General features: G+C 61.9%; 28 protein-coding genes and 1 pseudogene. 10 read left to right on the top strand and 19 right to left on the bottom strand.

Annotation, left to right across the window (positions count from 1 at the left end):
• Window positions 1-2,150: phenylalanine--tRNA ligase subunit beta (gene pheT, locus ACE04I_RS16435; protein ID WP_487207286.1), on the top strand; the 2,150-nt coding region annotated here is incomplete at its 5' end.
• A 78-nt stretch (window positions 2,151-2,228) separates the two neighbouring features.
• Entirely contained in the window at window positions 2,229-2,846 is a 618-nt protein-coding gene (locus ACE04I_RS16430; protein ID WP_487207285.1) for a hypothetical protein, read from the top strand.
• A gap of 12 nt (window positions 2,847-2,858) precedes the next feature.
• Here ACE04I_RS16430 and ACE04I_RS16425 read toward each other — a convergent pair whose 3' ends face one another.
• Genes ACE04I_RS16425 through ACE04I_RS16415 form a run of 3 tightly spaced genes read right to left on the bottom strand, consistent with a single transcriptional unit; the run spans window position 2,859 to window position 5,266 of the window.
• Window positions 2,859-3,218, bottom strand: coding sequence for a nuclear transport factor 2 family protein (locus ACE04I_RS16425; protein ID WP_046793991.1), 360 nt, complete (start codon window positions 3,216-3,218; stop codon window positions 2,859-2,861).
• A 60-nt stretch (window positions 3,219-3,278) separates the two neighbouring features.
• Complete coding sequence (locus ACE04I_RS16420; RefSeq protein WP_046793992.1) at window positions 3,279-4,274, bottom strand: aldo/keto reductase; 996 nt, start codon at window positions 4,272-4,274, stop codon at window positions 3,279-3,281.
• 41 nt (window positions 4,275-4,315) lie between these two features.
• Complete coding sequence (locus tag ACE04I_RS16415; RefSeq protein WP_046793993.1) at window positions 4,316-5,266, bottom strand: aldo/keto reductase; 951 nt, start codon at window positions 5,264-5,266, stop codon at window positions 4,316-4,318.
• Window positions 5,267-5,459: 193 nt separating this feature from the next.
• On the opposite strand from ACE04I_RS16415, the gene ACE04I_RS16410 reads away from it, so the two are divergent.
• Complete coding sequence (locus tag ACE04I_RS16410; RefSeq protein ID WP_046793994.1) at window positions 5,460-6,446, top strand: Gfo/Idh/MocA family protein; 987 nt, start codon at window positions 5,460-5,462, stop codon at window positions 6,444-6,446.
• Between the two features lie 5 nt (window positions 6,447-6,451).
• On the opposite strand, the gene ACE04I_RS16405 is transcribed toward ACE04I_RS16410, so the two are convergent.
• Both ACE04I_RS16405 and ACE04I_RS16400 read right to left on the bottom strand, forming a co-directional pair.
• The gene (locus tag ACE04I_RS16405; protein ID WP_046793995.1) at window positions 6,452-6,826 is read right to left on the bottom strand and encodes a GtrA family protein; all 375 of its coding nucleotides are present in this window, start codon (window positions 6,824-6,826) and stop codon (window positions 6,452-6,454) included.
• Complete coding sequence (locus ACE04I_RS16400) at window positions 6,823-7,824, bottom strand: glycosyltransferase (RefSeq protein ID WP_046793996.1); 1,002 nt, start codon at window positions 7,822-7,824, stop codon at window positions 6,823-6,825. Before ACE04I_RS16400 ends, ACE04I_RS16405 begins: the two co-directional genes overlap by 4 nt.
• 117 nt (window positions 7,825-7,941) lie before the next feature.
• Between ACE04I_RS16400 and ACE04I_RS16395 the strand changes: the two genes are divergently transcribed.
• A complete protein-coding gene (locus ACE04I_RS16395; RefSeq protein WP_137326626.1) occupies window positions 7,942-9,780 on the top strand; it encodes a hypothetical protein in 1,839 nt (612 codons plus the stop codon).
• Between the two features lie 11 nt (window positions 9,781-9,791).
• Here ACE04I_RS16395 and ACE04I_RS16390 read toward each other — a convergent pair whose 3' ends face one another.
• Complete coding sequence (locus ACE04I_RS16390; RefSeq protein WP_046794326.1) at window positions 9,792-10,022, bottom strand: hypothetical protein; 231 nt, start codon at window positions 10,020-10,022, stop codon at window positions 9,792-9,794.
• Between the two features lie 212 nt (window positions 10,023-10,234).
• On the opposite strand from ACE04I_RS16390, the gene xseA reads away from it, so the two are divergent.
• Complete coding sequence (gene xseA, locus ACE04I_RS16385) at window positions 10,235-11,842, top strand: exodeoxyribonuclease VII large subunit (protein ID WP_046793997.1); 1,608 nt, start codon at window positions 10,235-10,237, stop codon at window positions 11,840-11,842.
• A 24-nt stretch (window positions 11,843-11,866) separates the two neighbouring features.
• On the opposite strand, the gene ACE04I_RS16380 is transcribed toward xseA, so the two are convergent.
• The 5 genes and pseudogenes from ACE04I_RS16380 to ACE04I_RS16360 all read right to left on the bottom strand — a co-directional run bounded on the left by ACE04I_RS16380 (window position 11,867) and on the right by ACE04I_RS16360 (window position 14,643).
• On the bottom strand, window positions 11,867-12,154 hold the full coding sequence (locus ACE04I_RS16380) for an addiction module antidote protein (protein WP_046794327.1): 288 nt from the start codon (window positions 12,152-12,154) through the stop codon (window positions 11,867-11,869).
• Window positions 12,154-12,442: pseudogene (locus tag ACE04I_RS16375) on the bottom strand (type II toxin-antitoxin system RelE/ParE family toxin). The gene ACE04I_RS16380 and the pseudogene ACE04I_RS16375 overlap by 1 nt, the downstream one beginning before the upstream one ends.
• Before the next feature lie 51 nt (window positions 12,443-12,493).
• Window positions 12,494-13,747, bottom strand: a complete 1,254-nt coding sequence (locus tag ACE04I_RS16370) for an aminopeptidase (RefSeq protein WP_046793998.1) — start codon at window positions 13,745-13,747, stop codon at window positions 12,494-12,496.
• 72 nt (window positions 13,748-13,819) lie between these two features.
• The gene (gene ybaK, locus ACE04I_RS16365; RefSeq protein WP_046793999.1) at window positions 13,820-14,296 is read right to left on the bottom strand and encodes a Cys-tRNA(Pro) deacylase; all 477 of its coding nucleotides are present in this window, start codon (window positions 14,294-14,296) and stop codon (window positions 13,820-13,822) included.
• Window positions 14,296-14,643 carry an ArsC family reductase gene (locus ACE04I_RS16360; protein ID WP_046794000.1) on the bottom strand — a complete coding sequence of 116 codons (348 nt, stop codon included), beginning with the start codon at window positions 14,641-14,643 and terminating at the stop codon, window positions 14,296-14,298. Before ACE04I_RS16360 ends, ybaK begins: the two co-directional genes overlap by 1 nt.
• Before the next feature lie 173 nt (window positions 14,644-14,816).
• Between ACE04I_RS16360 and ACE04I_RS16355 the strand changes: the two genes are divergently transcribed.
• On the top strand, window positions 14,817-14,984 hold the full coding sequence (locus tag ACE04I_RS16355; RefSeq protein ID WP_170986298.1) for a hypothetical protein: 168 nt from the start codon (window positions 14,817-14,819) through the stop codon (window positions 14,982-14,984).
• A 65-nt stretch (window positions 14,985-15,049) separates the two neighbouring features.
• Here ACE04I_RS16355 and ACE04I_RS16350 read toward each other — a convergent pair whose 3' ends face one another.
• From ACE04I_RS16350 to ACE04I_RS16335, 4 genes are all read right to left on the bottom strand, one after another.
• Window positions 15,050-16,054, bottom strand: a complete 1,005-nt coding sequence (locus ACE04I_RS16350) for a Gfo/Idh/MocA family protein (RefSeq protein WP_046794001.1) — start codon at window positions 16,052-16,054, stop codon at window positions 15,050-15,052.
• A gap of 22 nt (window positions 16,055-16,076) precedes the next feature.
• Window positions 16,077-16,640 carry a methylated-DNA--[protein]-cysteine S-methyltransferase gene (locus tag ACE04I_RS16345; RefSeq protein WP_046794002.1) on the bottom strand — a complete coding sequence of 188 codons (564 nt, stop codon included), beginning with the start codon at window positions 16,638-16,640 and terminating at the stop codon, window positions 16,077-16,079.
• 83 nt (window positions 16,641-16,723) lie between these two features.
• The gene (locus ACE04I_RS16340) at window positions 16,724-17,728 is read right to left on the bottom strand and encodes an inorganic phosphate transporter (protein WP_046794003.1); all 1,005 of its coding nucleotides are present in this window, start codon (window positions 17,726-17,728) and stop codon (window positions 16,724-16,726) included.
• Window positions 17,728-18,372 (bottom strand): DUF47 domain-containing protein, encoded by a 645-nt coding sequence (locus tag ACE04I_RS16335; RefSeq protein WP_046794004.1) that lies wholly within the window; start codon window positions 18,370-18,372, stop codon window positions 17,728-17,730. The genes ACE04I_RS16340 and ACE04I_RS16335 overlap by 1 nt, the downstream gene beginning before the upstream one ends.
• Before the next feature lie 301 nt (window positions 18,373-18,673).
• Between ACE04I_RS16335 and ACE04I_RS16330 the strand changes: the two genes are divergently transcribed.
• A complete protein-coding gene (locus ACE04I_RS16330) occupies window positions 18,674-19,591 on the top strand; it encodes an arginase family protein (RefSeq protein WP_046794005.1) in 918 nt (305 codons plus the stop codon).
• Entirely contained in the window at window positions 19,588-20,103 is a 516-nt protein-coding gene (locus tag ACE04I_RS16325) for a hypothetical protein (protein WP_046794006.1), read from the top strand. Before ACE04I_RS16330 ends, ACE04I_RS16325 begins: the two co-directional genes overlap by 4 nt.
• A gap of 71 nt (window positions 20,104-20,174) precedes the next feature.
• Here ACE04I_RS16325 and ACE04I_RS16320 read toward each other — a convergent pair whose 3' ends face one another.
• Window positions 20,175-21,071 carry a LysR family transcriptional regulator gene (locus ACE04I_RS16320; protein WP_046794007.1) on the bottom strand — a complete coding sequence of 299 codons (897 nt, stop codon included), beginning with the start codon at window positions 21,069-21,071 and terminating at the stop codon, window positions 20,175-20,177.
• A gap of 268 nt (window positions 21,072-21,339) precedes the next feature.
• Between ACE04I_RS16320 and ACE04I_RS16315 the strand changes: the two genes are divergently transcribed.
• The gene (locus ACE04I_RS16315; protein ID WP_046794008.1) at window positions 21,340-22,074 is read left to right on the top strand and encodes an SDR family NAD(P)-dependent oxidoreductase; all 735 of its coding nucleotides are present in this window, start codon (window positions 21,340-21,342) and stop codon (window positions 22,072-22,074) included.
• Window positions 22,075-22,104: 30 nt separating this feature from the next.
• Window positions 22,105-22,707, top strand: a complete 603-nt coding sequence (locus ACE04I_RS16310) for an NADPH-dependent F420 reductase (protein ID WP_046794009.1) — start codon at window positions 22,105-22,107, stop codon at window positions 22,705-22,707.
• A 117-nt stretch (window positions 22,708-22,824) separates the two neighbouring features.
• On the opposite strand, the gene guaA is transcribed toward ACE04I_RS16310, so the two are convergent.
• The 3 genes from guaA to ACE04I_RS16295 are packed head-to-tail and all read right to left on the bottom strand — an operon-like array spanning window position 22,825 to window position 25,542.
• Window positions 22,825-24,402 (bottom strand): glutamine-hydrolyzing GMP synthase, encoded by a 1,578-nt coding sequence (gene guaA / locus ACE04I_RS16305; protein WP_046794010.1) that lies wholly within the window; start codon window positions 24,400-24,402, stop codon window positions 22,825-22,827.
• A gap of 40 nt (window positions 24,403-24,442) precedes the next feature.
• The gene (locus tag ACE04I_RS16300) at window positions 24,443-25,096 is read right to left on the bottom strand and encodes a 5'-methylthioadenosine/S-adenosylhomocysteine nucleosidase (protein ID WP_046794011.1); all 654 of its coding nucleotides are present in this window, start codon (window positions 25,094-25,096) and stop codon (window positions 24,443-24,445) included.
• On the bottom strand, window positions 25,093-25,542 hold the full coding sequence (locus tag ACE04I_RS16295) for a PaaI family thioesterase (RefSeq protein WP_046794012.1): 450 nt from the start codon (window positions 25,540-25,542) through the stop codon (window positions 25,093-25,095). The genes ACE04I_RS16300 and ACE04I_RS16295 overlap by 4 nt, the downstream gene beginning before the upstream one ends.
• Between the last annotated feature and the right edge of the window lie 20 nt (window positions 25,543-25,562).

Genomic DNA, 25,562 nt, shown 5'->3' with positions numbered 1-25,562 from the left:
CGCCCCCCGGCACCTATGTTCCCGGCATCGATGTGACGCTCGCCGTCGGCAATATCCGCGGCGTCGAAAGCCACGGCATGATGTGCTCCGAAAAGGAGCTGAACATCTCCGACAGTCACGAGGGCATCATCGACCTTCCGGAGAATGCTCCGGTCGGGACGCCGTTTGCGAGCTATGCGGGCCTCGATGATCCGGTCATCGAGATCAATCTGACGCCGAACCGGCCTGATTGCACGTCGATCCATGGTATCGCTCGCGATCTCGCGGCCTCCGGTCTTGGGCGGCTGAAGACATTGGCCAAGCCAAGCTTCCGCGTGGAAGGTGAAACCTCGGTCGGCCTCAAGATCGTGCTTGATGACGAGCGGCTTTGCCCTGGTTTCGCGCTCCGCCTCGTGCGCGGCGTCAAGAACGGCCCGAGCCCCGCCTGGATGCAGCAGCGCCTGAAGGCGATAGGCCTGCGCCCCATCAATGCGCTGGTGGATATCACCAACTATATGACCTTCGACCAGGGCCGCCCGATGCACGTCTTCGACGCGGCCAAGGTGAAGGGAAGCCTGACCGTACGCCGCGCGCTTGCCGGCGAGACCGTGCTGGCGCTCGACACCCGCGAATACAAGCTGACGCCCAACAACGTGGTCATCGCCGATGACAACGGTGTCGAATCCATCGGCGGCATCATGGGCGGCGAGCATTCCGGCTGCGACGAGAACACTACGGATGTGCTGATCGAGTCGGCGCTTTGGGATCCGATCAACATCGCCAAGTCCGGCCGCTCGCTGGGCATCATCACCGATGCCCGCTATCGCTTCGAACGCGGCGTCGATCCGGAATACATGGTTCCGGGTCTTGAGCGCACGACCGAGCTGGTGCTGGAGCTTTGCGGCGGCACGGCAGCGGAGGCGAAGGTCGTCGGCTACAAGGGATACACGCCGAAGGTGGTTGATTTCCCCTATTCGGAAGTGAAGCGGCTGACCGGCCTCGAAGTCTCCACCGAAGAGAGCCGCTCCATTCTCACCCGTCTCGGGTTCGAGGTTGAGGGGACCGGCGAGAGCGTCGCGGTGAAGGTCCCCTCCTGGCGGCCGGATATCGACGGCAAGGCGGATCTCGTGGAAGAGGTGATGCGCGTCCATGGCGTCGACCAGATCAAGCCGGAGCCGCTGGAAAGCCATGCGGCGGTCAACGGCAGGATATTGACGACGCTGCAGATCCGCTCTCGTACGGCACGGCGCGCGCTTGCCTCGCGCGGCATGCTCGAGGCTGTCACGTGGTCCTTTATTCCGGAAGAACAGGCCAAGCTCTTCGGCGGAGGAAGGCGCGAGCTGAAGCTTGCGAACCCGATCGCGTCGGACATGTCGGATATGCGCCCCTCGCTGCTGCCCGGCCTGCTGACGGCCGCGCAGCGCAATGCCGACAAGGGCTTTGGCGATGTGGCGATCTTCGAGGTATCGGGCACCTATGAGACCGATACGCCGGAAGGCCAGCGTCGCGTTGCCGGCGGCATTCGCCGCGGCACGGCATCGCTCAACGGCGCCGGCCGGCTCTGGTCGAACAATGCAAAAGGCGGCGGCAAGCCGGTCGATGTCTTCGATGCCAAGGCCGATGTGCTTGCCGTAATCGAAGCCTGCGGCCTTCCCATGGCCAACGTGCAGATCGAGAAGGGTGCGCCGTCATGGTACCATCCCGGCCGCTCGGGCACGATCAAGATGGGTCCGAAGGTCGTGCTCGGCCATTTCGGCGAGTTCCATCCGAAAACACTCGGCGCGCTCGATGTCTCCGGTGCGCTCTGCGGCTTCGAGGTCTTCCTCGATGCCATGCCGGAACCGAAGAGGAAGGCGACCCGCACCAAGCCGCCGCTGGAGCTCTCTCCCTTCCAGGTGGTCAAGCGCGATTTCGCCTTCGTGGTGGGAAGCGAAGTGGAGGCCGGCGCGATCATCAAGGCTGCATCGAGTGCCGACCGCAAGCTGATCTCCGGGGTCAATGTTTTCGATGTCTTCGAGGGCGCCTCGCTCGGCGAAGGCCGGAAGTCGGTGGCGATCGAGGTCCTTATTCAGCCGGCTGAGCGGACGCTCACGGATGAGGATTTCGAGGCTCTGACCGCCAAGATCGTCGCCAATGTCGAGAAGACGACGGGCGGGGTCCTGCGAGCCTGAAAACGGGTGGCGTGAATCACCGCCCAAAGATAGCCTGCTCTGCTGAATGTGGGGCAGGCTTTTTCTTTGGGAGGTAGGATGCGCTCACCGGGATCGATGAAGGGATTGGAAGAGCTTGGCCGTGTCCGGCTCTCGAGGAACTTCTTTTTCCGTGATTTCCTGTTTTCCGAAATATCGAGCTTCTACGGCATACCCAATATTCCCGAGGATCCTGATCTGGCGATCGAGGCGGGCCGTCATCTCTGCGAGGAACTGCTCGAGCCGATGCAGGCCACCTTCGGGCGGCTGCATCTCCGCTCAGGCTATCGTTCGGCTAAGGTCAACGAGTTCGGCAACAGGAATAACCTGAACTGCGCTTCGAATGCGAACACGGCGGCCGATCACATCTGGGACCGGCGGGATGCGCAGGGCTTCATGGGTGCGACGGCCTGCGTCGTCGTGCCATGGCTCATCGACCACCATCATGAGGAGGGCGATTGGCGAAAGCTCGCCTGGTGGATTCACGACCATCTGCCCTACGGTTCGCTCTGCTTCTTTCCGAAGCTATGGGCCGTCAACATCCAGTGGCACGAGAGGCCGGCGCGACGCATCCGCAGTTTCGCCGAGCCGCGCGGCATATTGACGAAGCCTGGAATGGCCAATCATGAGGGCGACCATTCGGAGTTCTACGAGGGCTTTCCCGCATTGGCCCGATGAGGCCCCCACCGATCAGGAGTGCAGGTGATAGAGCTTGCTGACGATCATCCAGCGTCCATTGGTCTTCAGAAGCGAGAGATAATCCGAAAACCGCATTCCGGCGAACTCGTCCACCACCTTGACGGTTGCCGCGTCGCCGGTCACGTCGAGAGCTTCGATATCGATGGGAGGCTGCGTGCCGGCCGGCGCCGCCCCCTCCGAGACGACGGCGCTGATGAACTCGTCGAGGGAGAGCCATTCAACTTTTCCGCTGAAGTTGCCGATGATGCAGGCCTTCGGGTGGAAGGCCTTTCGAAGCGCAGCCTCATGCGCAAAGGTCATCCCGTCGACATAGAGATGGACGACTGCCTGGATTGCCTGCTCCTCCGACATGGTTTCCTCCTGTTTCCGTTGGCGGATGTAGAGCAGTCAATCCGGATTTGTAGCCGCAAATCACCGGTTCGTTAGTGACATGGCTGCATCGCCATACCGTCTGCCGGCGAATTTCTCCGGCGCCAGCATGTCGCCGAGCGTCTTCAGTTCCTCCGGCGAAAGGCTGATCTCGGCGGCCGCGACGTTCTGTTCCAGATGGCCGATCTTTCTTGCTCCGGGGATCGGCACGATGAAATCGTCCTGATTGATGACCCAGGCGAGTGCGAGCTGGGCGGCCGTGACGCCCTTGGCCGCGGCCATATTCTCGAGCATTTTCACGAGCGCGGCATTGGCAGCCATGTTCTCTTCGCTGAAACGGGGCAGCGTCCGGCGGAAATCGTTATCGCCGAAATCCTCCGGCTTCTGGATCTTGCCGGTGAGAAAGCCTCGGCCGAGCGGGCTGAAGGGCACGAAGCCGATGCCGAGTTCGCGGCAGGTATCGAGGATCTCGCCTTCCGGATCGCGGGTCCAGAGCGAGTATTCGCTTTGCAGTGCCGAAATCGGGTGAACGGCATGCGCCCGGCGGATGATATCGGCGCCGGCTTCCGACAATCCCAGCGTTCTGACCTTGCCCTCCTTCACGAGCTCGGCCATGGCCCCGACCGTGTCTTCGATCGGCACCTGCGGATCGACGCGATGCTGGTAGAAGAGGTCGATCACCTCGACGCCGAGCCGCTTGAGCGATGCCTCCGCGACTTCGCGGACATGTTCCGGCCGGCTATCGACGCCGGACATCGCGTTGGCGCCCGTTTTGCTCGTATCGATCCTGAAACCGAACTTCGTGGCGATCACCACCTTATCCCGGTGAGATTTCAGCGCCTTGCCAACCAGGATCTCGTTCTCGAACGGGCCGTAGACCTCTGCCGTGTCGAAGAAGGTGACGCCGAGTTCCACGGCACGGTGAAGCGTGCGGATGGATTCGCTCTCGTCCTGTCCGCCATAGGCATGGCTCATGCCCATGCAGCCGAGCCCGACTGCTGAAACCGTGAGCTGCGATCCGAGCTTGCGTGTCTTCATGGTCTTCGTCCTTCTTTCTGAATATGAGCGGGCAGCAGGGACTATGCCCCGGCCTCATCGAGCAGCGCCATCTGATCGTCGGAAAGTTCGAGATTTCCGGCGGCGATCATGGTCTCGAGCTGGGAAAGGCTGGTGGCGCTGGCGATCGGCGCAGTGACGCCGCGCTTGCGGATCAGCCAGGCGAGCGCGATGCTCGCGGGTGCCGCATTGGTCTCGACGGCCACTTCATCGAGCGCGGCGAGAACGCGCATGCCCTTGTCGTCGAAATATCCGGAGACACGGCCTTCGCGCGCCCGGCCTCCCGCATCCTCCTTGGAGCGATACTTGCCGGTGAGAAATCCGGCGCCGAGGCTGAAATAGGTGATGACGCCGATATCCTCCTTCACGCAGAGATCGGCCAACGGCCCCTCGAAACTGTCGCGGGTGTAGAGATTGTATTCAGGCTGAATGACGTCGTAGCGCGGCAGGTTCTTGGCGGCGGAAACCTCGAGCGCGTCTTTGAGCTGCCCGGCATCGAGATTGGAACAGCCAATCGAACGGACCTTGCCCTGATCCAAAAGCTTCGCATAGGCGGCGAGTGTTTCCTCGTACGGTGTATCCGGGTCCGGCCAATGGGAGAGGTAGAGATCGATATAATCGGTCTGCAGGCGAGAGAGAGAATCTTCAACTGCCTGCATGATCCACTTGGCGGACAAGTCCTTCTTGCCCTGACCCATGTCTGAGCCGACCTTGGTGACGATGACGGCCTTGTCGCGGGAAATGCCGCCGCGCTTCAGCCATTTGCCGATAATCGTCTCGGATTCACCGCCCTGATGGCCCGGCACCCAGCGCGAATAAGCATCAGCCGTATCGATCGCATTGAAGCCTGCGTCGAAGAAACGATCGAGCAGGTTGAAAGATGTCTTCTCGTCGGCGGTCCAGCCGAAGACATTGCCGCCGAAGACGATGGGAGCGATGGAAAGGCCGGTCCGTCCGAGTGCGCGCAGCTCCATGGGAGTTCTCCAGATTTTTTGCGATGGGTGGTGAGGCGGAAGAATGGTGGGAGATTATCGCATGTTCCGCCGCTGACCAGTTTCATTTGGAGCGGATCGGTGGTTTTTCAACGAGGCTTGATTGCCTCGCGGCCGTTGCATCGCTGCCGGCCCGCCAATATGGTGCGGCCGTATCAAGCCCGGAGGGAAAGACATGCTGCGTTTCGGAATCCTGTCGACGGCCAGAATTGCGCGGGAACTCGTCATGCCCGCCATTCAGGATGCGGAAAACTGCGTGATCACGGCGGTCGCAAGCCGCGATCCTGCCAAGGCAAGAGCGCTGGCCGATCGTTTCAGCGTGCCGCACGCCTTCGGGTCCTATGAGGAGATGCTGGCTTCGGACGTTATCGATGCCGTCTATATCCCCCTGCCGACCAGCCAGCATGTGGAATGGTCGCTGAAAGCCGCCGAAGCGGGAAAGCATGTGCTTTGCGAGAAGCCGATTTCGTTGAAGGCCGATGAGATCGACCGGCTGATCGAGGCGCGTGATCGCTACAAGGTCCTGATCTGCGAAGCCTTCATGGTCACCTATGCGCCGGTATGGCTGAAGGTGCGTGAATTGATCGCCGATGGCGCGATCGGACGCCTGCGGCATGTCCAGGGTGCCTTTACCTATTTCAACCGCGATCCAGGCAATATGCGCAATATTCCGGAACTCGGTGGCGGGGCGCTTCCCGATATCGGCGTCTACCCGACGATCACCACCCGTTTTTCGACCGGCAGGGAGCCCCTGCGGGTACAGGCGGTGACCGAGCGCGATCCGGAATTCGGCACCGATATCTATTCCAGCGTCAAGGCCGACTTCGGGGACTTCGAGATGAGCTTCTACATCGCGACCCAGCTCGCCAACCGCCAGATCATGGTCTTCCACGGTACCGAGGGCTATATCGAGGTGAAGTCACCCTTCAACGCTGACCGGTGGGGCGCGGAAGAGATCGAGCTCGCCAACCAGAAGCACAACGTCTCCCAGATCTTCCGCTTCCAGGACAGCCGCCAGTATCGCCGGCAGGCGGAAAGCTTTGCGCGCGCGGCGAAAGGCGAGGCGGCGGAAGTGGTGACGCTCGAAAGCTCGCTCCTGAACCAGAAGTTCATCGATGCGATCTATCGCGCCAGCACCCATGACGGCTGGGAGAAGGTCTGAACCGGTTACCTGCGGAACACGAAGCGCGAATAGCCGAAAAAGCTGTAGGCCATTCCTGCAAGCGAGGCGAAGACGATCGCCACGAGCGGCTGCAGTACCGGCGCGCGATATAGAAGCGCGGAATAGACCACGTAGTTGACCAGCGCCGCTGTGATGCCGACCGCCCAGTAGCGGATGCCCTCGATAGCGAGGGAATGACTGGAGCGGCCAAAAGTGTAGCTGCGGTTCAAGAACCAGGTGAAGCCCATGGCAACGAAGATCGCGATTGCACGGGCGATGTAAGGCCCGGCAGGCGTCCACGCGATCAGCGCCAGGGTCACCCCCGCGTCGATGAGGAAGCCGCTGCCGCCGGCGACCATGAACCAGAGGAGCCGCTTCATGCGGCGTCGATCTTTCTGGCGTGCCCAGCAGGCGGCGAGTGCCTTCCGATTTCCCGTCTCTGCGATTGCTCCGATATGTTCATATAGTGGATGCGCAACTGTTCGGAGCGTGCCCTGGAGAGGGAATCCAGGATGAGGCCGGCCGTGAAGATCAGGAAGGAAATCAGCATCAGTACCAGTGAGAAGACCCATGTCGGCATGCGTTCCACGAGCCCGGTCTGGAAATAAGCCAGGAGCACCGGCGCCATGAAGGCGAGGCTTGCGGCCATGAAGGCGCCGCTGATGGCGCCGAAGAAGGCGAAGGGGCGGGTCTCTTTCATCAGCATGGCGAACATCCAGAGGATTTTGGCGCCGTCCCGGAAGGTTGAGAGCTTCGAATGCGAGCCTTCCGGCCGGCGGCCGTAGTCGAGCTCGATTTCGCTCACCGGCAGCTTCAGCCGCGAGGCATGCACCGAGATTTCCGTTTCGATCTCGAAACCGGCTGAAACGGCGGGGAAACTTTTCACGAAGCGGCGAGAAAAGGCGCGGTAGCCGGAAAAGATATCGGTGAAATCGCGGGCGAAGATCGAGCGGTAGAGAAGATTGAAGAGCCGGTTGCCCGCCGCATGCCCTTGCCTGCCGGCATCGGCCTGTACGCCCCGCCGCGTTCCGACCACCATGTCGGCCCGTTCGGTCATGAGCGTGCGGACAAGCTCTTCGGCATCCTGGGGCGAATAGGTGCCGTCGCCATCGGCCATGATGTAGATGTCGGCATCGATATCCGCGAACATGCGGCGCACCACATGGCCCTTGCCCTGTCGCCGCTCGCGCATGACGAGGGCGCCCGCAAGCATGGCCTGCAACGCCGTGCCGTCGGTGGAATTGTTGTCGTAGACATAGACGCGCGCCTGCGGCAAGGCCTCGCGGAAATCACGTACGACGGTGCCGATGGTTGCCGCTTCATTGTAGCAGGGCAGCAGAATGGCGATGTCATACTGGCTGGAAACGGCGTCGGTCATGATTTCCACTCGGAGAACGCAAGAAAATCGGAACGCGGGACCCGCCAGCGCTGCAGGTTTTACTATTTCTTGGGAAGGTTAAATCTAAGTTTCGCGCATTCCGGGAAGGGCACGAAAATGGCGGGCATGATGGCTGAAGCGGGATCGGCGGAACGGATCGGGAGACCGCTGACGACAAGGCCCGTGTCGATGGCGCTTGCCTATTCCGTCGTCACGGTCGGGCTGATCCTTCTGATGGCTCTGCCGGCAGCCGAGGACTATGTCGGTCGCGACAACGACGATGTCATGCGTCTTGTTCAGGTGCGCGATCTCCTCGCGGGGCAGGGCTGGTTCGATCTGATGCAGTATCGTCTCGGCCTTGCCGGCGGCACACCGATGCACTGGTCGCGCCTCGTCGATCTGCCGATCGCGCTTCTGATCCGTCTTTTCTCATTATTTCTGCCGGCCCTTGAGGCCGAAGCCGCAGCGCTCGCGATATGGCCGCTTCTATTGGTGCCGCTGCTGCTGATCCCGCTGGGAATTGCCGCGCGGCGGATCGGCGGTAGCCAGATGATGCATATTGCGCTCGGCCTGGGATCGATTTTCCTGCTCACCTGCATTCGTTTCGCACCCGGCGCCATCGATCATCATAATGTCCAGCTCGTGCTTGCCATGTGGATCGCCGCCATGCTGGCCGATCCGGAAAGGCGGATCTCGAGTTACGCGATCGCCGGCACTGCCGCGGCCCTCGCCATCGCCATCGGTGCGGAAACCATGCCCTTCGTTGCGGTCGCCTGCCTTTGCGTCGTGCTGCAATGGGCCTGGCATGGACCTGCCTTCGCGGCATCGGCCCGAGCTTTTGGCCTCGGGCTGGCGCTTGCCGTTTCGGCATGCTTCTTCCTCACCGTCCCGCCCGCCCGGTATACGGCCGTCACCTGCGACAGCCTCTCGTTCGGCTTCTATGCGCTGAGTGCGCTTGGAGGCGTCTCATTAGCCCTGCTGGCGTGTCTGCCGGCCAGGCTGCCACGAACGGCGAGGTTCGGCCTCATCGGAAGTGTCGGCATCATGCTGCTCGGCGTCGCCAGGCTGGTTGCGCCAGAATGCCTGGGCGATCCGCTCGGCAGCCTCGACCCTATGCTGGTGGAACTCTGGCTGAATTCGGTCACCGAAGCGCAATCGCTGCTTTCGGAAATGAGGTCGGATGCCGCCGTGGTCGGCGGCTTCTATGCGGTGGGTCTTTTTGCGATGGCCGCCTGCCTTTTCCGGGCGGCCCAGGGGGAGCGGGTGGAATTCCATCTCGTGTTCTTCGCGCTCCTTCTCGTCTCCTGGGGTGTGGCGGCGATCCAGGTGCGCGGCGCCTTTTTCGCAAACTTGATGAGCATTCTGCCGCTCTCCCTGCTGATCGCCGATCTTCGCCGCCAAACACAGGCCGATCCGGAGAACATGAGCCTGGCGCTTCCCTATGTTTTGACGGTGCTTGCCTCGGTGCCTGTGGTCTGGGGGCTTGCCGGTGCGCTCGCGGTCAAAGGGGTGGACAGTATCGAGATAAAGATGCTCTCCTCTCAGGGCACCAATACGGACGAGGTGGGCGATTGCCGCAGCGCGGCCGATATGGAGGCGCTGGCAGAGCTTCCGCCTGGTGTCGTTGCAGCCCCCTCAAACAGCGGCGCCTCCATCTTGCGCTATACGCCGCACCGGGTGCTCGCAGCACCGTATCACCGCAACCAGGGCGGCATGCTGGCAGAATTGCATATCGGCCTTGCTACGCCGCAGAAAGCCGAGGCACTTTTACATCAGGCTGGCGTGACCCTGCTCGCCTTCTGCGCCGCCGATCCGCAGACGCAGAACCTGATGAAACTGAAGCCGGGCGGTCTCTATGCCGCTCTCGCGCGCGGCGAGGTGCCTGCCTATCTCCAGCCGATCGGCGGGGAGGGGCAAGGCGAGTTCCGGTTGTTTCGGGTTTTGCCCGCTCAGTAGGGGCGAATGGCTTATGCCGAGCGCAGCCGATCGATCAGCACCATGCCGGCAAGTAGATTGATGATGCCGAGATTATAGCCGAGGATCGCGATCAAGAGATTGCCGAAGATCCAGGGACCATCGGAGAGGATCGAGGCTGCCGCGAAGGTGAGGACGACCAGCATCGCGCTCAATGCGACGGCAAAGGCCGATCGCATCAATCCGGCACAGAAGCCGATCGCTGTAGCGGTCAAGAGTAGCAAGTACATATCCTCCCAATTGGGATAATAGCATCACCTTTAAAGAAAGATGCTAAGAAAAAGTTGCATGAACCACCGGAAAAACTGCGGGCATAATCTGGTAGAGGAGCCTGGATCTGCCCCGTGTGCCCTCTCGTCCGGCGCGTGAGGCGATATCGGTTTCTGCTTCCCACTCCGCTGGTGAATTCGCCGCGTTCTTCCGATAAACAAGGGTGATGAACACGTTTCCTGCGAATGATTCGCCCACTAACCTGACCGAATTCTCGGTCTCGGAACTCTCCGGTTCGATCAAGCGGACCGTCGAGACGGCCTTCGACCATGTGCGGGTGCGCGGGGAGATTTCCGGCTATCGCGGCCAGCATTCTTCCGGTCATGCTTACTTCTCTCTTAAGGATGACCGCGCCCGTATCGATGCGGTAATCTGGAAGGGCACGTTTCCGCGCATCAAGTTCCGGCCGGAAGAGGGCATGGAAGTGATCGCGACCGGCAAGGTGACGACCTTCCCCGGCTCCTCGAAATACCAGATCGTCATCGATCATCTGGAGCCGGCGGGCGCCGGCGCGCTGATGGCGCTCTTGGAGGAGAGGCGGCGCAAGCTCGCCGCCGAGGGCCTTTTCGACCAGAACCGCAAGCGGCGTTTGCCTTATCTGCCGCGTGTGATCGGCGTGGTGACCTCCCCGACCGGCGCCGTCATCCGCGATATCCTCCACCGCATTTCGGACCGCTTCCCGGTGCACGTCATCGTCTGGCCGGTGAAAGTGCAGGGGGAGGGCTCCGGCGATGAGGTGGCGGCCGCGATCCGCGGCTTCAACGCGATCGAGCCGGGCGGTCCGATGAAACGGCCGGACGTGCTGATCGTCGCGCGCGGTGGCGGCAGCCTCGAAGATCTCTGGAGTTTCAACGACGAGGCCGTGGTGCGCGCCGCCGCGGCAAGCGAAATTCCGTTGATCTCGGCGGTCGGCCACGAAACGGATTGGACGCTTATCGATCACGCGGCGGATATGCGCGCGCCGACGCCCACGGGCGCCGCCGAAATGGCCGTGCCGGTGAAGGCGGAACTGGATGCGCAGGTGGCAAGCCTCGCCGCAAGGCTTCGGGGGGCCGCAAGCCGGCAGATGGATATCCGTCGGCAGTCCGTCCGTGCGCTCGTCCGCGCTCTACCTTCGCTCGACCAGCTGCTGGCCCTGCCGCGCCGCCGCTTCGATGAGGCGGCCGCCAATCTTGGCCGCGCCTTGGAGCGGACGACGGTGGTCAAGCGCCGCAGTTTCGAAAGGGCATCCAGCGGCCTGCGTCTTGAACTTCTCACGAACCGTCTTGCCCAGCACCGCCAACTGCTTGCCGATCGGCTGCTGCGAAGCGAACGCTGCCTGGAGCGCCATCTCTTGAAGGAGCGCGGTCGTGTGGCGAGGGCCGAAGCCTCGTTAGGAGCGCTCCCGGCCCGGCTGACCGGCCACCTGCAAAGAGAACGGCAGCACCTTTCCGCTCTCGCCCGTCATGCGGATACCGCGATTTCGCATACGCTCATCCGCAGCCGGTCGGCGATCACCGCGCAGGATCGCGTTTTGCAATCGCTTTCCTATAAGAACGTGCTGAATCGCGGCTATGCCGTGGTGCGCGGCGAGGACGACAAGCCCTTGACGCGCGCCGCTGGCATCGGCGAAGGGCTTGCCGTCGCGATCGAGTTCGCTGACGGCCGAATAGCCGCCATCACCAGTGAGCCGGGCGCGGCTGGGGAAAAACCTCTCCCGCCGCAGCCTAAGAAGCGAGCATCAAAGTCGGAATCGGCTGGCGATGATGCCCCGAAGCAGGGCAGCCTTTTCTGACCGGGGTTCGATTGTCGCCTGATATCAGGAATGCACCCTTGCTGTGAGTTCTATTCCAAGTGATTTCATGACCGCGATTGTTGTCTTGAGCGTCGGATTGCCGGTCGCACTGAAAGACCGGTAGAGTTGCTCGCGCGAGAGGCCGGTATCCTTGGCGATCTGCGTCATACCCTTGGCCCGGGCAACGACGCCGAGTGCATGTGCGATATAGGCGGCATCTTCCGTTTCAAAGGCTTCAGCCATGAAGATGGCGATTGCTTCATCCGAGCTGAGATCCTCGGCAGGATCGTAGTTTGAAAGTTTCTCGGCCATCATTCACTCCATTCCTGGGAAAGCTTCTTCGCAAGCTTGATATCCCGAGCCTGGCTGCTTTTGTCGCCACCACAGAGAAGAACGATCAGCACGTCGCTCGAAGTACACGCGGTAGCCAGGACCATAGTGAATCCGTAACTCGCTGATACCGTCTCCGACCGGAGCAGCGTCACCTGCATGCCCGAAAGCCAGCCGGTCCAATCGCGAAGCGATCATCGCGCGTGCGCGCTCGTCCTTGAGGCGCATGCGCCATTTGCGAAATATTTCCGTTTGTTTGAGCTCGAACACGGACGGGATGTAGTTTATAAACTACATTCCGTCAATCGTGACGAAAGCTGATCAGGCCCATTCGCCCTTGCGCATGACCGGCACTTTCGAGCCGTCAGCACGGATGCCGTCGATATCGACCTGATCGGAGCCGATCATCCAGTCGATATGGATGAGGCTGGAATTGCCGCCCTGCGCCTTGATTTGCTCTTGGTTCAGCGAAGCGCCGTCCAGGAAGCATTTCGAATAGCATTGGCCGAGCGCGATATGGCAGGAGGCGTTCTCATCGAAGAGGGTGTTGTAGAAGAGGATGCCGCTCTTCGAGATCGGTGAGGAATGCGGCACCAGCGCCACTTCGCCCAGCCGGCGCGCGCCCTCGTCCGTATCGAGCACCTTGTTCAGCACTTCCTCGCCCTTGGAGGCTTTGGCCTCGACGATGCGGCCGCCCTCGAACTTCACCTGGATGTTGTCGATCAGCGTTCCCTGGTGCGACAGCGGCTTGGTGCTCGAAACGTGACCTTCCACCTTCAGAGCATGCGGCGTGGTGAAGACCTCTTCCGTCGGGATGTTCGGGTTGCAGGTAATGCCGTTCTTGGCAGTCGAGGCCCCGCCATGCCATTCGTGCCCATCCGCGAGGCCGACGATCAGGTCCGTACCCGGACCGGTGAAATGCAGCGACGCAAAGCGCTCGGTATTCAGCCAGCTCGACCGCTTCTTGAGGTTTGCATTGTGCTCCTTCCAGGCTGCGACCGGATCGTCCAGATCGACGCGCGAGGCCGCGAAGATCGCGTCGGCCAGCTTTCGCACGGCCTCTTCCTCGGAAAGCTCGGGAAACACCTGTTTCGCCCAGGAGGGGTTCGGATAGGAGATGATGTTCCAGTTGATGTCGAAGTTGGAGATCTTCTCCAGCGCCGGCTTGTAGGCCATGGAATTCGCCTTGTTGGCGCGCGCTACCTTGGCCGGGTCCTGACCCGCCAGCATCATCGGATTGTCGCCGGCGATCGCCAGCCGCGCGGCACCCCCTTCATAAGCCTTGGCCATGCCGTCGTAGAGCCATCCCGAGGCCTTGTCGAAGCTCGCATCGGGAGCATGGGCGTAGCGGGCAAGCGTGGTTTCCTCATCGGAATAGAAGGTGGTGACGAGGCCGGCGCCGGCCATGTAGGCGTGTTTGGTGATGAGGCGCACCAGCGGCAGGGCCGCCAGCGGCGCGGTGATGACGAGATCCTGGTTCCGCTGCAGCTGCAGGCCGACTTGAATGGCCACCTCCGCCAGTTTTTCCAGTTTGCGTGGGTCGACTGCTGTCTTGACGTCGGCGTGAATGTTCATGATCGGCCTGCTCTCGAGTTTGGTGATCCGGAAAACTTAGTGCGCTTTGCGGCGTAATTGAAGCGCAGAACCTCAGTCGGCAATAAGCGGTGCTGCGATGGCCTTCAGGATGTCGCGTGCGGCTCGCGGATCGAGCCGGACCTGCAATCCGCGCTGTCCGCCATTGATATAGACATGCGTCTCTTCGAGCGCGGTAACTTCAATGGCTGTCGGTACCTGCTTCTTCTGGCCGAAGGGACTGATGCCGCCGACGTGATAGCCGGTCGCGCGTTCTGCGTCGGCCGGCTTCATCATGCTGGCGGACTTGCCGCCGAAGGCAGCGGCCAGCTTCTTCATCGACACCTCCCGGTCCGAAGGCACGACGACGCAGACCGGCTTTCCGTCCACCATGGCCATCAATGTCTTCAGAACCCGGCGCGGCTCCTCACCGATCGCTTCGGCCGCCTGCAGCCCGATCCGTTCGGCATCGGGATCATAGTCGTAGGTAACAGTCTCGAAGGCGATGCCGGCCTTGGAAAGAACCTGCGTAGCGCGGGTCGACCTGGACATCAGGCGAAGAGGCCTTCGTAAATTTCCGGCTTGAAGCCGACGATGAGCTTGCCGCTAGCCTCCAGCACCGGGCGCTTGATCATGGATGGCTGTTCCAGCATCAGTGCGATCGCCTTCTCACGATCGAGACCGGCCTTCTTCGCCTCATCCAATGCACGGAAGGTCGTGCCGGCCCGGTTGAGCACGGTCTCCCACCCGGCTTCCTCCGTCCATTTATCGAGATGGGCGCGGTCGATACCCTCGGCCTTGTAGTCGTGAAACCGGTAGGCGAGACCCTTCGCATCGAGCCAGTTCCGCGCCTTCTTCATCGTGTCGCAGTTCTTGATGCCGTAGATGGTGATCGTCACGCTTTCTCTCCCTCGGTGAACAACAGAGGGATAGCAACATGCCTGCTCGATAGGCAAGTGCCGACCGGGCACGCCATGGCCATGCCGCAGTTGCATGGCTCCCTTGTTCAGTTGTGCGTTGCACAAAGCCGCCGCCGGCCACATATACAGGGCAACGAAGAAAGGAAACTTCCATGCCCGTACAGAATTACAATGTCCGTGGCGGCTTCCTCGGCCGCGCCATCGCCGTCTTCGGCGCTGCGGTCTCTGTTTCCGCTGCTGTCGAAGGTCGCCGTACCCCGAAGAGGCACGATCTCGAAACCCTCGGCATCGACCCGAAGGCCTTCGCGAAGATCGGCTGAAGACGTCAGCCGGGCCTTCCCGGCTTGTGAGCGCACCGTTTTTGCTCTGGTGAAACGGTGCCGGCTCAAGATTTCGAGGCGCGAAGAATAGCCTCGATGAAGCGATGCGCCTTCAGCGCATCCTCGCCCGTCACTTTCGGCGGACGGTTTCCCCGTATGGCGGACGCGAAGTCCGCTATTAGTGCTCGGTGCAGCCCATGCCCGAAAGCCATGGGATCGGCCCCGCTGCCGGAACCCGTCTCATCCTCCCCTTTCTTCAGCGTCGTGCCGTCCATAAATGCGGCCTCGAGCCTGTTGCCCGAAAAGACGGCCGTCCCCTTCGTCCCAATCAGTTCTATGCGATCAGGCAGGCCCGGATAGGCGCAAGTTGTGGCGTTCAGCGTCCCGATCGCACCGTTTGCATAAGTGAAGGTGGCCGTTACGAGATCCTCCGTCTCCATCCTATGGATCGGGCTCGTGCGCACGAAGGAGGCGACCTCCTTCGGGGTGCCCGCAAGGCTCAGCAGAAGATCGATCGTATGGATGCCTTGGGTCAAGAGTACGCCGCCGCCGTCACGTGCCTTCGTGCCGCGTCCCGGCTCATCGTAATAGCTCTGCGGGCGCCAGTTCCGGATCGCGGCCGAAGCCTCCACGATCTCTCCGAGCCTGCCTGAGGCGACGGCTTCGGCAAGTGCGAGTATGCCGGGACGGAAGCGGTTCTGCAGCACTACCCCCAGCGTCACGCCGGCATTGCGCGCTGTCTCTACGATCGCTTCGGACCGCTCGAGCGTGATATCCAGCGGCTTCTCCAGAAGAATATGCTTTCCTGCCGACGCCGCGCGTCGCACGAGTTCCAGATGCGTGTTGGGGGGCGTGATGATCATGATCGCGTCGATGCTCGGATCGGCGAACATGCCGTCGAGATCGGCGGTGACCGGCAGGCCGTATTTCTCGGTGAATGCCTCCCGGCGCGCTGCGGTGGGACTATAACCCGCCACGCATTCGATCTCGTCGGAAAGGTCTTTCAGGCTGCGGGCATGGTGCCCCGCGCCCATGCCGAGCCCTATCATCCCCACCCGCAATTTTGCCATCCGCACTCCTCCCGAGGATTGGCTAGAAGCCCAGCGATTGCTGTGCCGGTTCCGGCGGCCCGAGCCGTACTCCTTCCAGCTCCAGCATGCGCATTTTCGCACCGGAGCCGCCCGGTGCCGAAAAGCCGCCGATTTTGCCGCCGGCCGCCAGCACCCTATGGCAAGGAATGATGAGCGCAACCGGATTTTTCGCCATGGCCTGGCCGACATCGCGCGCGACCTCCGGTCCTGCGCCGATCTCTTTTGCGAGCGCGCCATAGGTGGTGGTGTGGCCCCAGCCGACACGCCGGGCTGCCGCATAGATGGTACGGAAGAACTCGTCCTGTCCTTCGAGATCGAGCGCCACAGCGGAGAAATCCATTTGCTCGCCCTGGAAGTAGCGTCTCACTGCCGCGATGGCCTGCTCCACCGGCGGCGTCGGCCGGCTGGGGCGGCCTCCCGAAAGCCGGCGCAGCAACAGGCGCTCGGTGGATTGCGCGCTACTCGTCGGAAGCTGAAAGCGCGTGATGCCGGCCTCGCTCCAGGCGATGCCGCAATAGCCGCCGGCGGTTTCGAAGATATGGTAATGGTGTGCCTTATCGCTCATGACATGGCCTCCCTTGCATGACCGGCAGGATCACGCGTGGGAGACTTCAAATCAACCCGTTTCTTGCCGGAACAGCGACTTCGTCAGCTCAACGCGCTTGCGATGAAGTAGAAGCAGGCGGAGATCAGCGCCGCGGAGGGAAGGGTGACGATCCAGGCGATGACGATGTTGCCGGCCAGCCCCCAGCGAACTGCCGAAACGCGCCGTGCCGCGCCGACCCCGATGATCGCACCGGTGATAGTGTGGGTCGTCGAGACGGGAATGCCGAGCCAGGTCGCGCCGAAGAGCGTCAACGCGCCGCCGGTTTCGGCGCAGAAGCCCTGCATCGGATTGAGCTTGGTGATCTTCGATCCCATCGTGTGCACGATGCGCCAGCCGCCGAAGAGCGTACCGAGCGCCATGGCTGCCTGGCAGGTGATGACCACCCAGAAGGGCACGTGGAATTCGGAGCCCAGATATCCTTGCGAAAACAGGAGCACAGCGATGATGCCCATGGTCTTCTGGGCGTCGTTGCCGCCGTGTCCGAGCGAATACATCGAGGCGGAGACGAATTGCAGCACCCGGAAGGTGCTGTCCACCGCGAACGGCGTCTGCCGCACGAAGAGCCAGGAGACCGCGAGGATCAACATCAGCGCCAGGAAAAAGCCGATCGCCGGAGACATGAAGATCGCCGCCACGGTCTTCAGAAGGCCGGCCCAGACGATCGAGCTGAAGCCGACCTTGGCGAGCCCTGCACCGACAAGACCGCCGATCAGCGCATGCGATGAACTCGAGGGAATGCCGAAGACCCAGGTTATGATGTTCCAGAGGATCGCGCCCATCAGCGCCGCGAAGATCACCTGGGGCGAGACGATGCCCGGATCGATGATACCGGTGCCGAGCGTTTCTGCCACATGCAGGCCGAAGAACAGGAAGGCGATGAAATTGAAGAAAGCCGCCCATAAGACCGCATATTGCGGCCTCAGCACCCGCGTCGAGACGATGGTGGCGATGGAATTCGCCGCGTCATGCAGCCCGTTCAGGAAATCGAAGAAGAGCGCGATGCCGATAAGGCCGACGAGCAGGGGAAAGGCGAGCGTCGCATCCATCAGACGTTCTCGATCACGATGCCGCTGATCTCGTTGGCGACGTCCTCGAAGCGGTCGACGACCTTTTCCAGCTCACCATAGATTTCGCTGCCGATCATATAAGCCATGGCATTGCCCGTCGCCCCATAGCGATGGAAGAGGTCTTTGAGGCCGTGGTCGTGAAGATCGTCGGAACGGCCCTCCACCCGCGTCACGTCCTCGGCAATCGTGCTGAGGCGCTGGGCATTGGTGCCGACCCTGTCGAGCAGGGGTATCGCCTCCGCGATCAGGTGAGCGGCCTCGACCACCGCCTTGCCCATTTCCTGCATGCCGGGATCGAAGCTCGTCTGCTCGTAGAGCCGGATCGTCTTCACGGTCTTGTGCATCATATCGATGGCATCATCCATGGACTGGATGAGATCCTTGATGTCGCCTCGATCGAAGGGCGTAATGAAGCTGCGGCGCACGGCGAGCAGCACTTGACGGGTGATCTCGTCCGCCTCGTCCTCGAGTTTGACGATCCGAGCGCAATTGCCCTCGATATCCGTGCCGGACAGTAGCTGGTTCAAAGCTTCGGCAGCGCTTACGACCATGCGCGCATGCTGCTCGAAGAGGTCGAAGAAGCGATCCTCGCGCGGCAAAAGCTTTCTGAACAGGCTCAGCATCTTCGTTCCTTCTGGGTCGTGTCCGGGTTGTCACAAAACTGTCATAAATGACGGGCCGGGCGAAGGAAACTCCTGTAGACTCAAAAGCTCGGAAGGGTAAACGGCCTCGTCGGCCGGGAAGCATGCTCTCCACAGGGATGTCCAAGGTCATCGCGCCGATCCTTACAAATGTCTTGGAACAGCACGGGTCCTTCTCCGTTCCGCGTGTGATTTCTCACGGGCAATATGGGTTTCCCTCTCTATATATGTGCGGACTACGCCCAAGCTCGAATCTTTGTCCCGGAGAAGGCCGGTGCGGACCATGAGCAATCGCCTAGCCCTCATTGGAGCGCCTACAAGCGCCGGGGCCTATGCTCCCGGCCAGGAGAAGGCGCCCGAAGCGTTTCGACGTCATGGATTGGTGCCGGCCTTGGAGCGGACCGGATGGCAGGTTACCGATCTGGCCGATATACCCCATTTTCGTTGGCGTCCCGATCCTGATAACCCAAATGCGATGAACCTGGCGGCTGTTCGCGACGCGGCGGAGGCGGTGTCCCGTGAGGTGTCCCGCGCCATGGCGAATGGCGGGGCGGTGCTCGTCCTAGGCGGCGATTGCACGATCGGGCTGGGGGTCGTTGCCGGAGCCTTGGCTGACGGCGCCTCGGTCGGACTGATCTACATCGATGGCGATGCGGACCTCAACGTGCCGGAAACCGCCGAAGGCGCTCTCGACTGGACGGGGATCGCGCATATGCTCGATCTGCCCGGCGCACTCGCGGACCTCAGCGGTCTCGCATCGAGGCGGCCGATGCTGCACCCCTCCGATGTGCTGCTCTTCGGCCCTCACGAGATCACGGCGCCGGAGGCAAGGACCATTGCTGCCAATGACATTCAGCACATTGCCCTGGCTGAAATAAAGGCGGACCCCACGGCCGCGGCCGAACGGGCAAAAGCCTGGGGGCATCGGTTTGATCGCCTGCTCGTTCATATCGATATCGATATACTCGCGTTTACGTCCTTCCCGATTGCCGAGAACGTTCGCTATGGCGCGCGCGATACCGGGCTCGAACTCTTTGAGCTCGGAAAGGTTCTCACTGTCCTGCTGAAGGCACCGAACTGGCATGCGCTCGCGCTGACGGAATTGAATCCGGATCATGCGCCGGATGAGCGCGCCGCGTTCGCCAGCCTCATTGCCATGTTGACCCAGGCGCTCGCCGCATCACCAAGGCCGCATCAATGAGTTCTTCCGCAGGAAAAGAGCTTCATGAAACCGTCGATGACGATCCGCGGCTTGCATTCGTGTACCAGGAGGCCGTGCGTGGCCTCCAGCATCAACAGCAGGTCGTCGAATCGCTGAATGCCAGAGGCGGCAATCTGATCTTCGCGGCCGCATTCGCGACTTCGCTCCTCGGCACGGCCGCGCTGAGAGACGGCGTCGGCCCGTGGGACTGGATGGCGCTGATCCTGTTGTTCCTCATCGGATGCTTCGCCGCGTTCATCCTGTGGCCCTATTACAATTACACGTTCCGATTCGATCCGGGAGATTTGCTGGCCCGGTATATCGACCAGGACAGCAAGGCGAGCATGTCCGTAATCCATCGCTCGCTTGCTCTGCAGATCAAGGCGGACATGAGCAGCAACTGGCGCATCATCCAGCGTATCCGTATCGCGCTTGAGATTGGCCTGGTGGTTCTCGTGCTCGAAATCCTGGCCTGGCTCATCTCGATCGGAGTTACGTCCCAGGCGCCATGACGCCACTTCAAGCGATCGCAGCTCGGCTTTCGACCGGATTACGGCAAGCGTCGACGGCGACCTGCCGGCCGTCAGTCGCGCGATAGGGACAGCCCCGCGAGAAGCGGAGCGTACGCGGCGAGCCTGCCGGATGCGAACTCCGTGAAGAGCCGCACGCGCTTCGTCTTGCGTGTCTCCCCCTGTGTGAGAAGCCAGAGCGTTCCATACATGTGCGGGTCGGTGCCCGGCACCCTCACCAGTAGTGGGTCGGCATCTCCGACGAAGCACGGCAGCGTCGTCATTCCGATCCCTTGCCGTGCCGCAACGATCTGCGCCTCGGCGTCCGGGGTCCTGAATGAAACCCCCGTGGTACGAACCTCACCCCCGCGGGCCCAGTCCGGGATTCTGCGGGTATTTATGACGATCCGCCGGATGGGATCGGGCGCGCCCGCACGCCACGCGGCCAGTCGGTCGCGGGATATGTAGACGCCGCCGAACAGCTCCGGTCCCTTCAGCCCGTGAAGATTGAGCGGCAGGGTCCTGCGGTCGGAGACTATGCGGATCGCCACGTCGGCCTCCCGATTGGTGAGGTTCGCCACCTCGCCCGACGGCAGGATTTCCATCTCGATGTCCGGATGCATACGCGCGAAATCGGCGAAGTCCGGCATGAGCAGATGTGTTGCGAGAAACGGTGGCAGCGTCACCCGTAGAAGTCCGCGCGCGCTCTGGTCGCGCCCGAAGACGCGCGTCTCCAGCTGGTGCGACGACGCTTCCATCTGGTTGGCGAGTTCGAGGACCTCCTCGCCCGCAGCCGTCAGGCGGTAGCCCGAAGGCAGCTTTTCGAACATCTGCGCCCCGAGCCGTTCCTCCAGTTGTGCGATGCGTCGCAGCACGGTCGAGTGATACACCCCGAGGCCCTCTGCGGCAGAACGCACTGAACCTCCGCGCGCCACGGCAAGAAAATAGCGAATGTCATCCCAGTCGATCATGGTGCAATCCGGCACCACATGGTGCGCCTTCCAAAGCCGTATCTGACGCATCGTACAGTAAGCAGTATGGGCGGTCATCATAACTTGTGTCGACGAGCGCGGCCCAATTCCGAATGGCGGACGCGGCTGGGCGTCAGTCGTCCAGCCGGATCGATTTTGCACCACCGATGTGCGTGCTTCCGCACTCAACGCCTGACTCCGGCGGACCTACTTGGAGGTTCTCGGGGCGTTGTCCCCGAACAACCAAAGACGGAGCAAAAGAGAAATCATGGGAAAGCTTGAAGGTAAGGTTGCAGTCGTCACGGGTGGATCGAGCGGCATGGCGCTGGCGAGCGCCAAGCGGTTCGTTGAAGAAGGTGCCTATGTTTTCATCACGGGCCGGCGGCAGGAGGCGCTCGACCAGGCCGTCAAGCTGATCGGCCGGAACGTAACCGGCGTGCGCGGCGACGCGTCCAATCTCGACGACCTTGATCGCCTGTTCGATATAGTCAAACGGGAAAAGGGCAAGATCGATATCCTGTACGCGAGCGCCGGCTGGGGCGAAGCCGTCCCGCTGGGCGAGATAACCGAGCAGCATTTCGATACGACCTTCGGCCTGAATACGCGCGGCACGCTGTTCACGGTGCAAAAGGCGCTGCCGCTGTTCAACGATGGCGGATCGATCTTCATGACCGGGTCGGTTGCTTCGCTGAAAGGTTTTCCCGGTTACAGCGTGTATGCGGCGAGCAAGGCGGCGTTGCACGCATTCGCACGCGGGTGGCTTAACGAATTGAAGGGCAGGAATATCCGGGTGAACGTGCTGCACCCGGGGCCGATCGCCACACCGATGCAGGACCAGGTTCTCACCGAGGAGGCCAAGCTGATGTTCGAATCCCTGATCCCGCGGGGAACGATGGGTCGTCCCGAGGAAATCGCGGCGGTCGCGCTGTTTCTTGCTTCAGACGATTCGAGCTTCGTGAATGGGATGGAGTTGAACGTCGACGGCGGCTTCTCGGCCATCTGAATTCACGCAAACACGGATCGGAGAATTATTATGAGCTATGCGATTATTGGATTCGGTAAGATAGGGCAGGCCCTCGCCCACGCCTTCGCCCGTAGGAACATCGACGTGACTGTCGCGAGCCGCCGTCCGCCCGAGGCGTTGGCGCCGCAGGCTCGGGCGATTGGACCCATGGTCGTCGCCAGGTCGCTGCGGGACGCACTCGAGGCCGACACAATCATCCTGGCGGTCCCGTTCTGGGAACATCGCGAGGTTGCGAAGGCGCTGCCGAACTGGGAAGGCAAGACAATCATCGACGCGATGAACACGTATGGCGTTCCCCCTGAAGAGCTGGACGGCCTCCCGTCCTCCGCCTTCGTCGCAAAGTCGTTCACCGGCGCCAAGTTCGTGAAAGGTTTCAATCACCTGGTTGCGGCCACCCTGGCTGCCGATCCCCTCGTCGAGGGCGGGCACCGGGTCGTATTCCTGTCGAGCGACGACGAGGACGCGATCGCTCCCGTGGCGGACTTGGCCAAACAACTCGGGTTCGCACCCGTCAAGCTGGGAAAGCTCGACGAGGGTGGCGCGCTGGTGCACGCACGCGGCCGCACGTGGGGCCAGCTCATCTTCCAGGATTTGTTCAAGAAGGAGCAGTAATCGATCTACGGCTGTGTGATCGACGCCGAGAACTGGTCGCGCGCTAACGTCTTCGAGCAGCGCGCGACCGAATAGGCCACAAAGTCGCGAAGGTTGGGATGGGCCTGACGGCCGCTTTCACTCCCACTCGATCGTGCCGGGCGGCTTGGAGGTCACGTCGTAGACGACGCGGTTGATGCCGCGCACCTCATTGATGATGCGGGTCGCGGTCCGGCCGAGGAAGTTCATGTCGTACGGATAGAAATCCGCCGTCATGCCATCGACCGAAGTGACCGCGCGTAGCGCGCAGACGAAATCGTATGTGCGGTAGTCGCCCATGACGCCGACGGTCTGCACCGGCAGAAGCACGGCGAAGGCCTGCCAGATCGTGTCATAGAGGCCTGCCTTGCGGATTTCGTCCAGATAGATCGCGTCCGCCTTGCGCAGGATGTCGAGCTTCTCGCGCGTCACGCCGCCGGGGCAGCGGATCGCAAGCCCCGGACCCGGGAAGGGGTGGCGGCCGATGAACTGGTCGGGAAGGCCGAGCTCGCGGCCGAGCGCGCGCACCTCGTCCTTGAAGAGCTCGCGAAGCGGCTCGACGAGCTTCATGTTCATGCGCTCGGGCAGGCCGCCGACATTGTGGTGGCTCTTGATCGTGACCGAAGGTCCGCCGGAGAAGGAGACGCTTTCGATCACATCCGGATAGAGCGTGCCCTGGGCGAGGAAGGCGGGTGCCCCCTTGCCGTCCTCGGCGATCTTGCTGGCTTCCGCTTCGAAGACCTCGATGAACAGGCGGCCGATCGTCTTGCGCTTCAGTTCCGGGTCGGAGACACCGGCAAGCTCGGTGAGGAACAGGTCGGACGCATCCACATGCACGAGCGGGATGTTGTAGTTGTCGCGGAACATCTTCACGACTTCTTCCGCTTCGTTCATCCGCAACAGGCCGTGATCGACGAAGATGCAGGTGAGCTGGTCGCCGATCGCCTCGTGGATGAGCACGGCCGCAACGGAAGAATCGACACCGCCGGAAAGACCGCAGATCACCCGCCCCTTGCCGACCTGTTCGCGGATCTTGCGGATCATCTCGGCGCGGTAGGCGGACATCGTCCAGTCCGACTTCAACCCGACGATCTTGTGCACGAAATTGGAGAGAAGCTTCGCGCCATCCGGCGTATGCACCACTTCCGGATGGAACATGGTGGAATAGTAATGACGGCTCTCGTCCGCGGCGATCGCGAACGGCGCGTTTTCCGAGGTCGCGATAACCTCGAAGCCCTCAGGAAGCTTGGTGACACGGTCGCCATGGCTCATCCAGACGGGATAGCGCTTTCCGGATTCCCAGAAGCCATCGAACAGCGGGCTTGCCGCCCTGATCTCCACGTCGGCGCGGCCGAACTCCGCCGCATGTCCGCCTTCCACCTCGCCGCCGAGCTGCAGGCAAAGCGTCTGTTGGCCGTAGCAGATGCCGAGGATCGGCACGCCGCTGTCGAATACCGCCTGTGGCGCCCTCGGGCTGCCTTCGGCTGTCACCGAGGCGGGGCCGCCGGAAAAGATCACGCCTTTCGGCTGCAGCTTTTCGAAGGCTTCGGCCGCGTTCTGAAACGGATGGATCTCGCAGTAGACGCCGGATTCGCGGATGCGGCGCGCAATCAGCTGCGTCACCTGGCTGCCGAAATCGATGATGAGGATGCTGTCGGGATGGGCTATCTGGGTCATGGCGAGCCTTTAAAGAAAACTTGCATTTCTTGCAACTGTCTCAGAAGGCCAAATCGCCGCTTTCCAGCGCCTCCGTCAGGCGATCGACGGCTTCTGCCAGTTTCCCGTCTATCACATGCAGGTATTCGGTCCAGTCGCCGACATGCTTCAGCTCTTCCTTCCCATCGGAAATGCCGCGAAGGCCGATGAGTGGCAGGTTGAAAAGCTGGCAGCAGCGCAGCACCGCAAAGGTTTCCATATCCACCATGTCGGCATCGACGAGATCGTAGGCGGCGCCCGAGACGATGTTCGCACCCGTCGAAAGGGAGGCTTCCGGAATACCGGGAATGCGTATCGGCAGCGGGACGGTTGCGGGTTGATCGAGGAACGGCGTGCAGCCCTTCTCGAAGCCGAGCGGCGAGGCGTCCATGTCGCGATAGGCGACGGAGGTAACCTGGTAGATTTCGGTCTGTTCGAGGTTGCGCGAGCCGGCGGAGCCGAGCGAGACGACGAGATCGGGAAGCCTTGCCGCCGCCTCCAGCTTCGTCAGCGCATGGGAGAGCACCACGGCGGCTTCAACTGGCCCGACGCCGGTCATCAGCGGCTTGATGCGGGCCTTGAGCGCGGGACCGTATTCCGCGTCCACCGCCATAACGAAGAGGATGGAACGGTCGCCGACCCGTTTCAGCACGCTTGGGGAAGAGGGAAATGTCATCCGATGAGATCCTGTCTGCCGCGGATCGCCATCATCGTGCCCGTCATGGAGGCGATCAGCTTGGCCGGGCCGTCGCTGATTGCATAGGCCCGTCCGTCGGCGACGATGATGGTGGAGCCCGGCTTGGTGATTTCGCCGCGGAAAAGGAAGCGCTCGCCGCGCCCTGGCGACATCAGGTTCACCTTGAACTCGATGGTAAGGATCGAGACATCGGGTGCGATCGTCGTATAGGCGGCATAGGTGCAGGCGGCATCGAGAGCGGCCGAAATCACGCCCGCATGCAGCAGGCCATGCTGTTGCGTGAGCTTGGGATCGAAAGGTAGCTCGATCTCGACCATCGCAGGTTCGACGCGTGTCAGTTCCGCGCCGAGCATCGCCATCGCTCCCTGGCGGCCAAAACTCTGCTGCACGCGCTCGCGGAAATCGCCGGTATCCGTTCCGTCCATCTCTCATCCTTTCGCAGGCG

The organism is Rhizobium moroccans (genome assembly GCF_057559155.1).
This window is presented reverse-complemented; position numbering and strand designations above follow the sequence as displayed.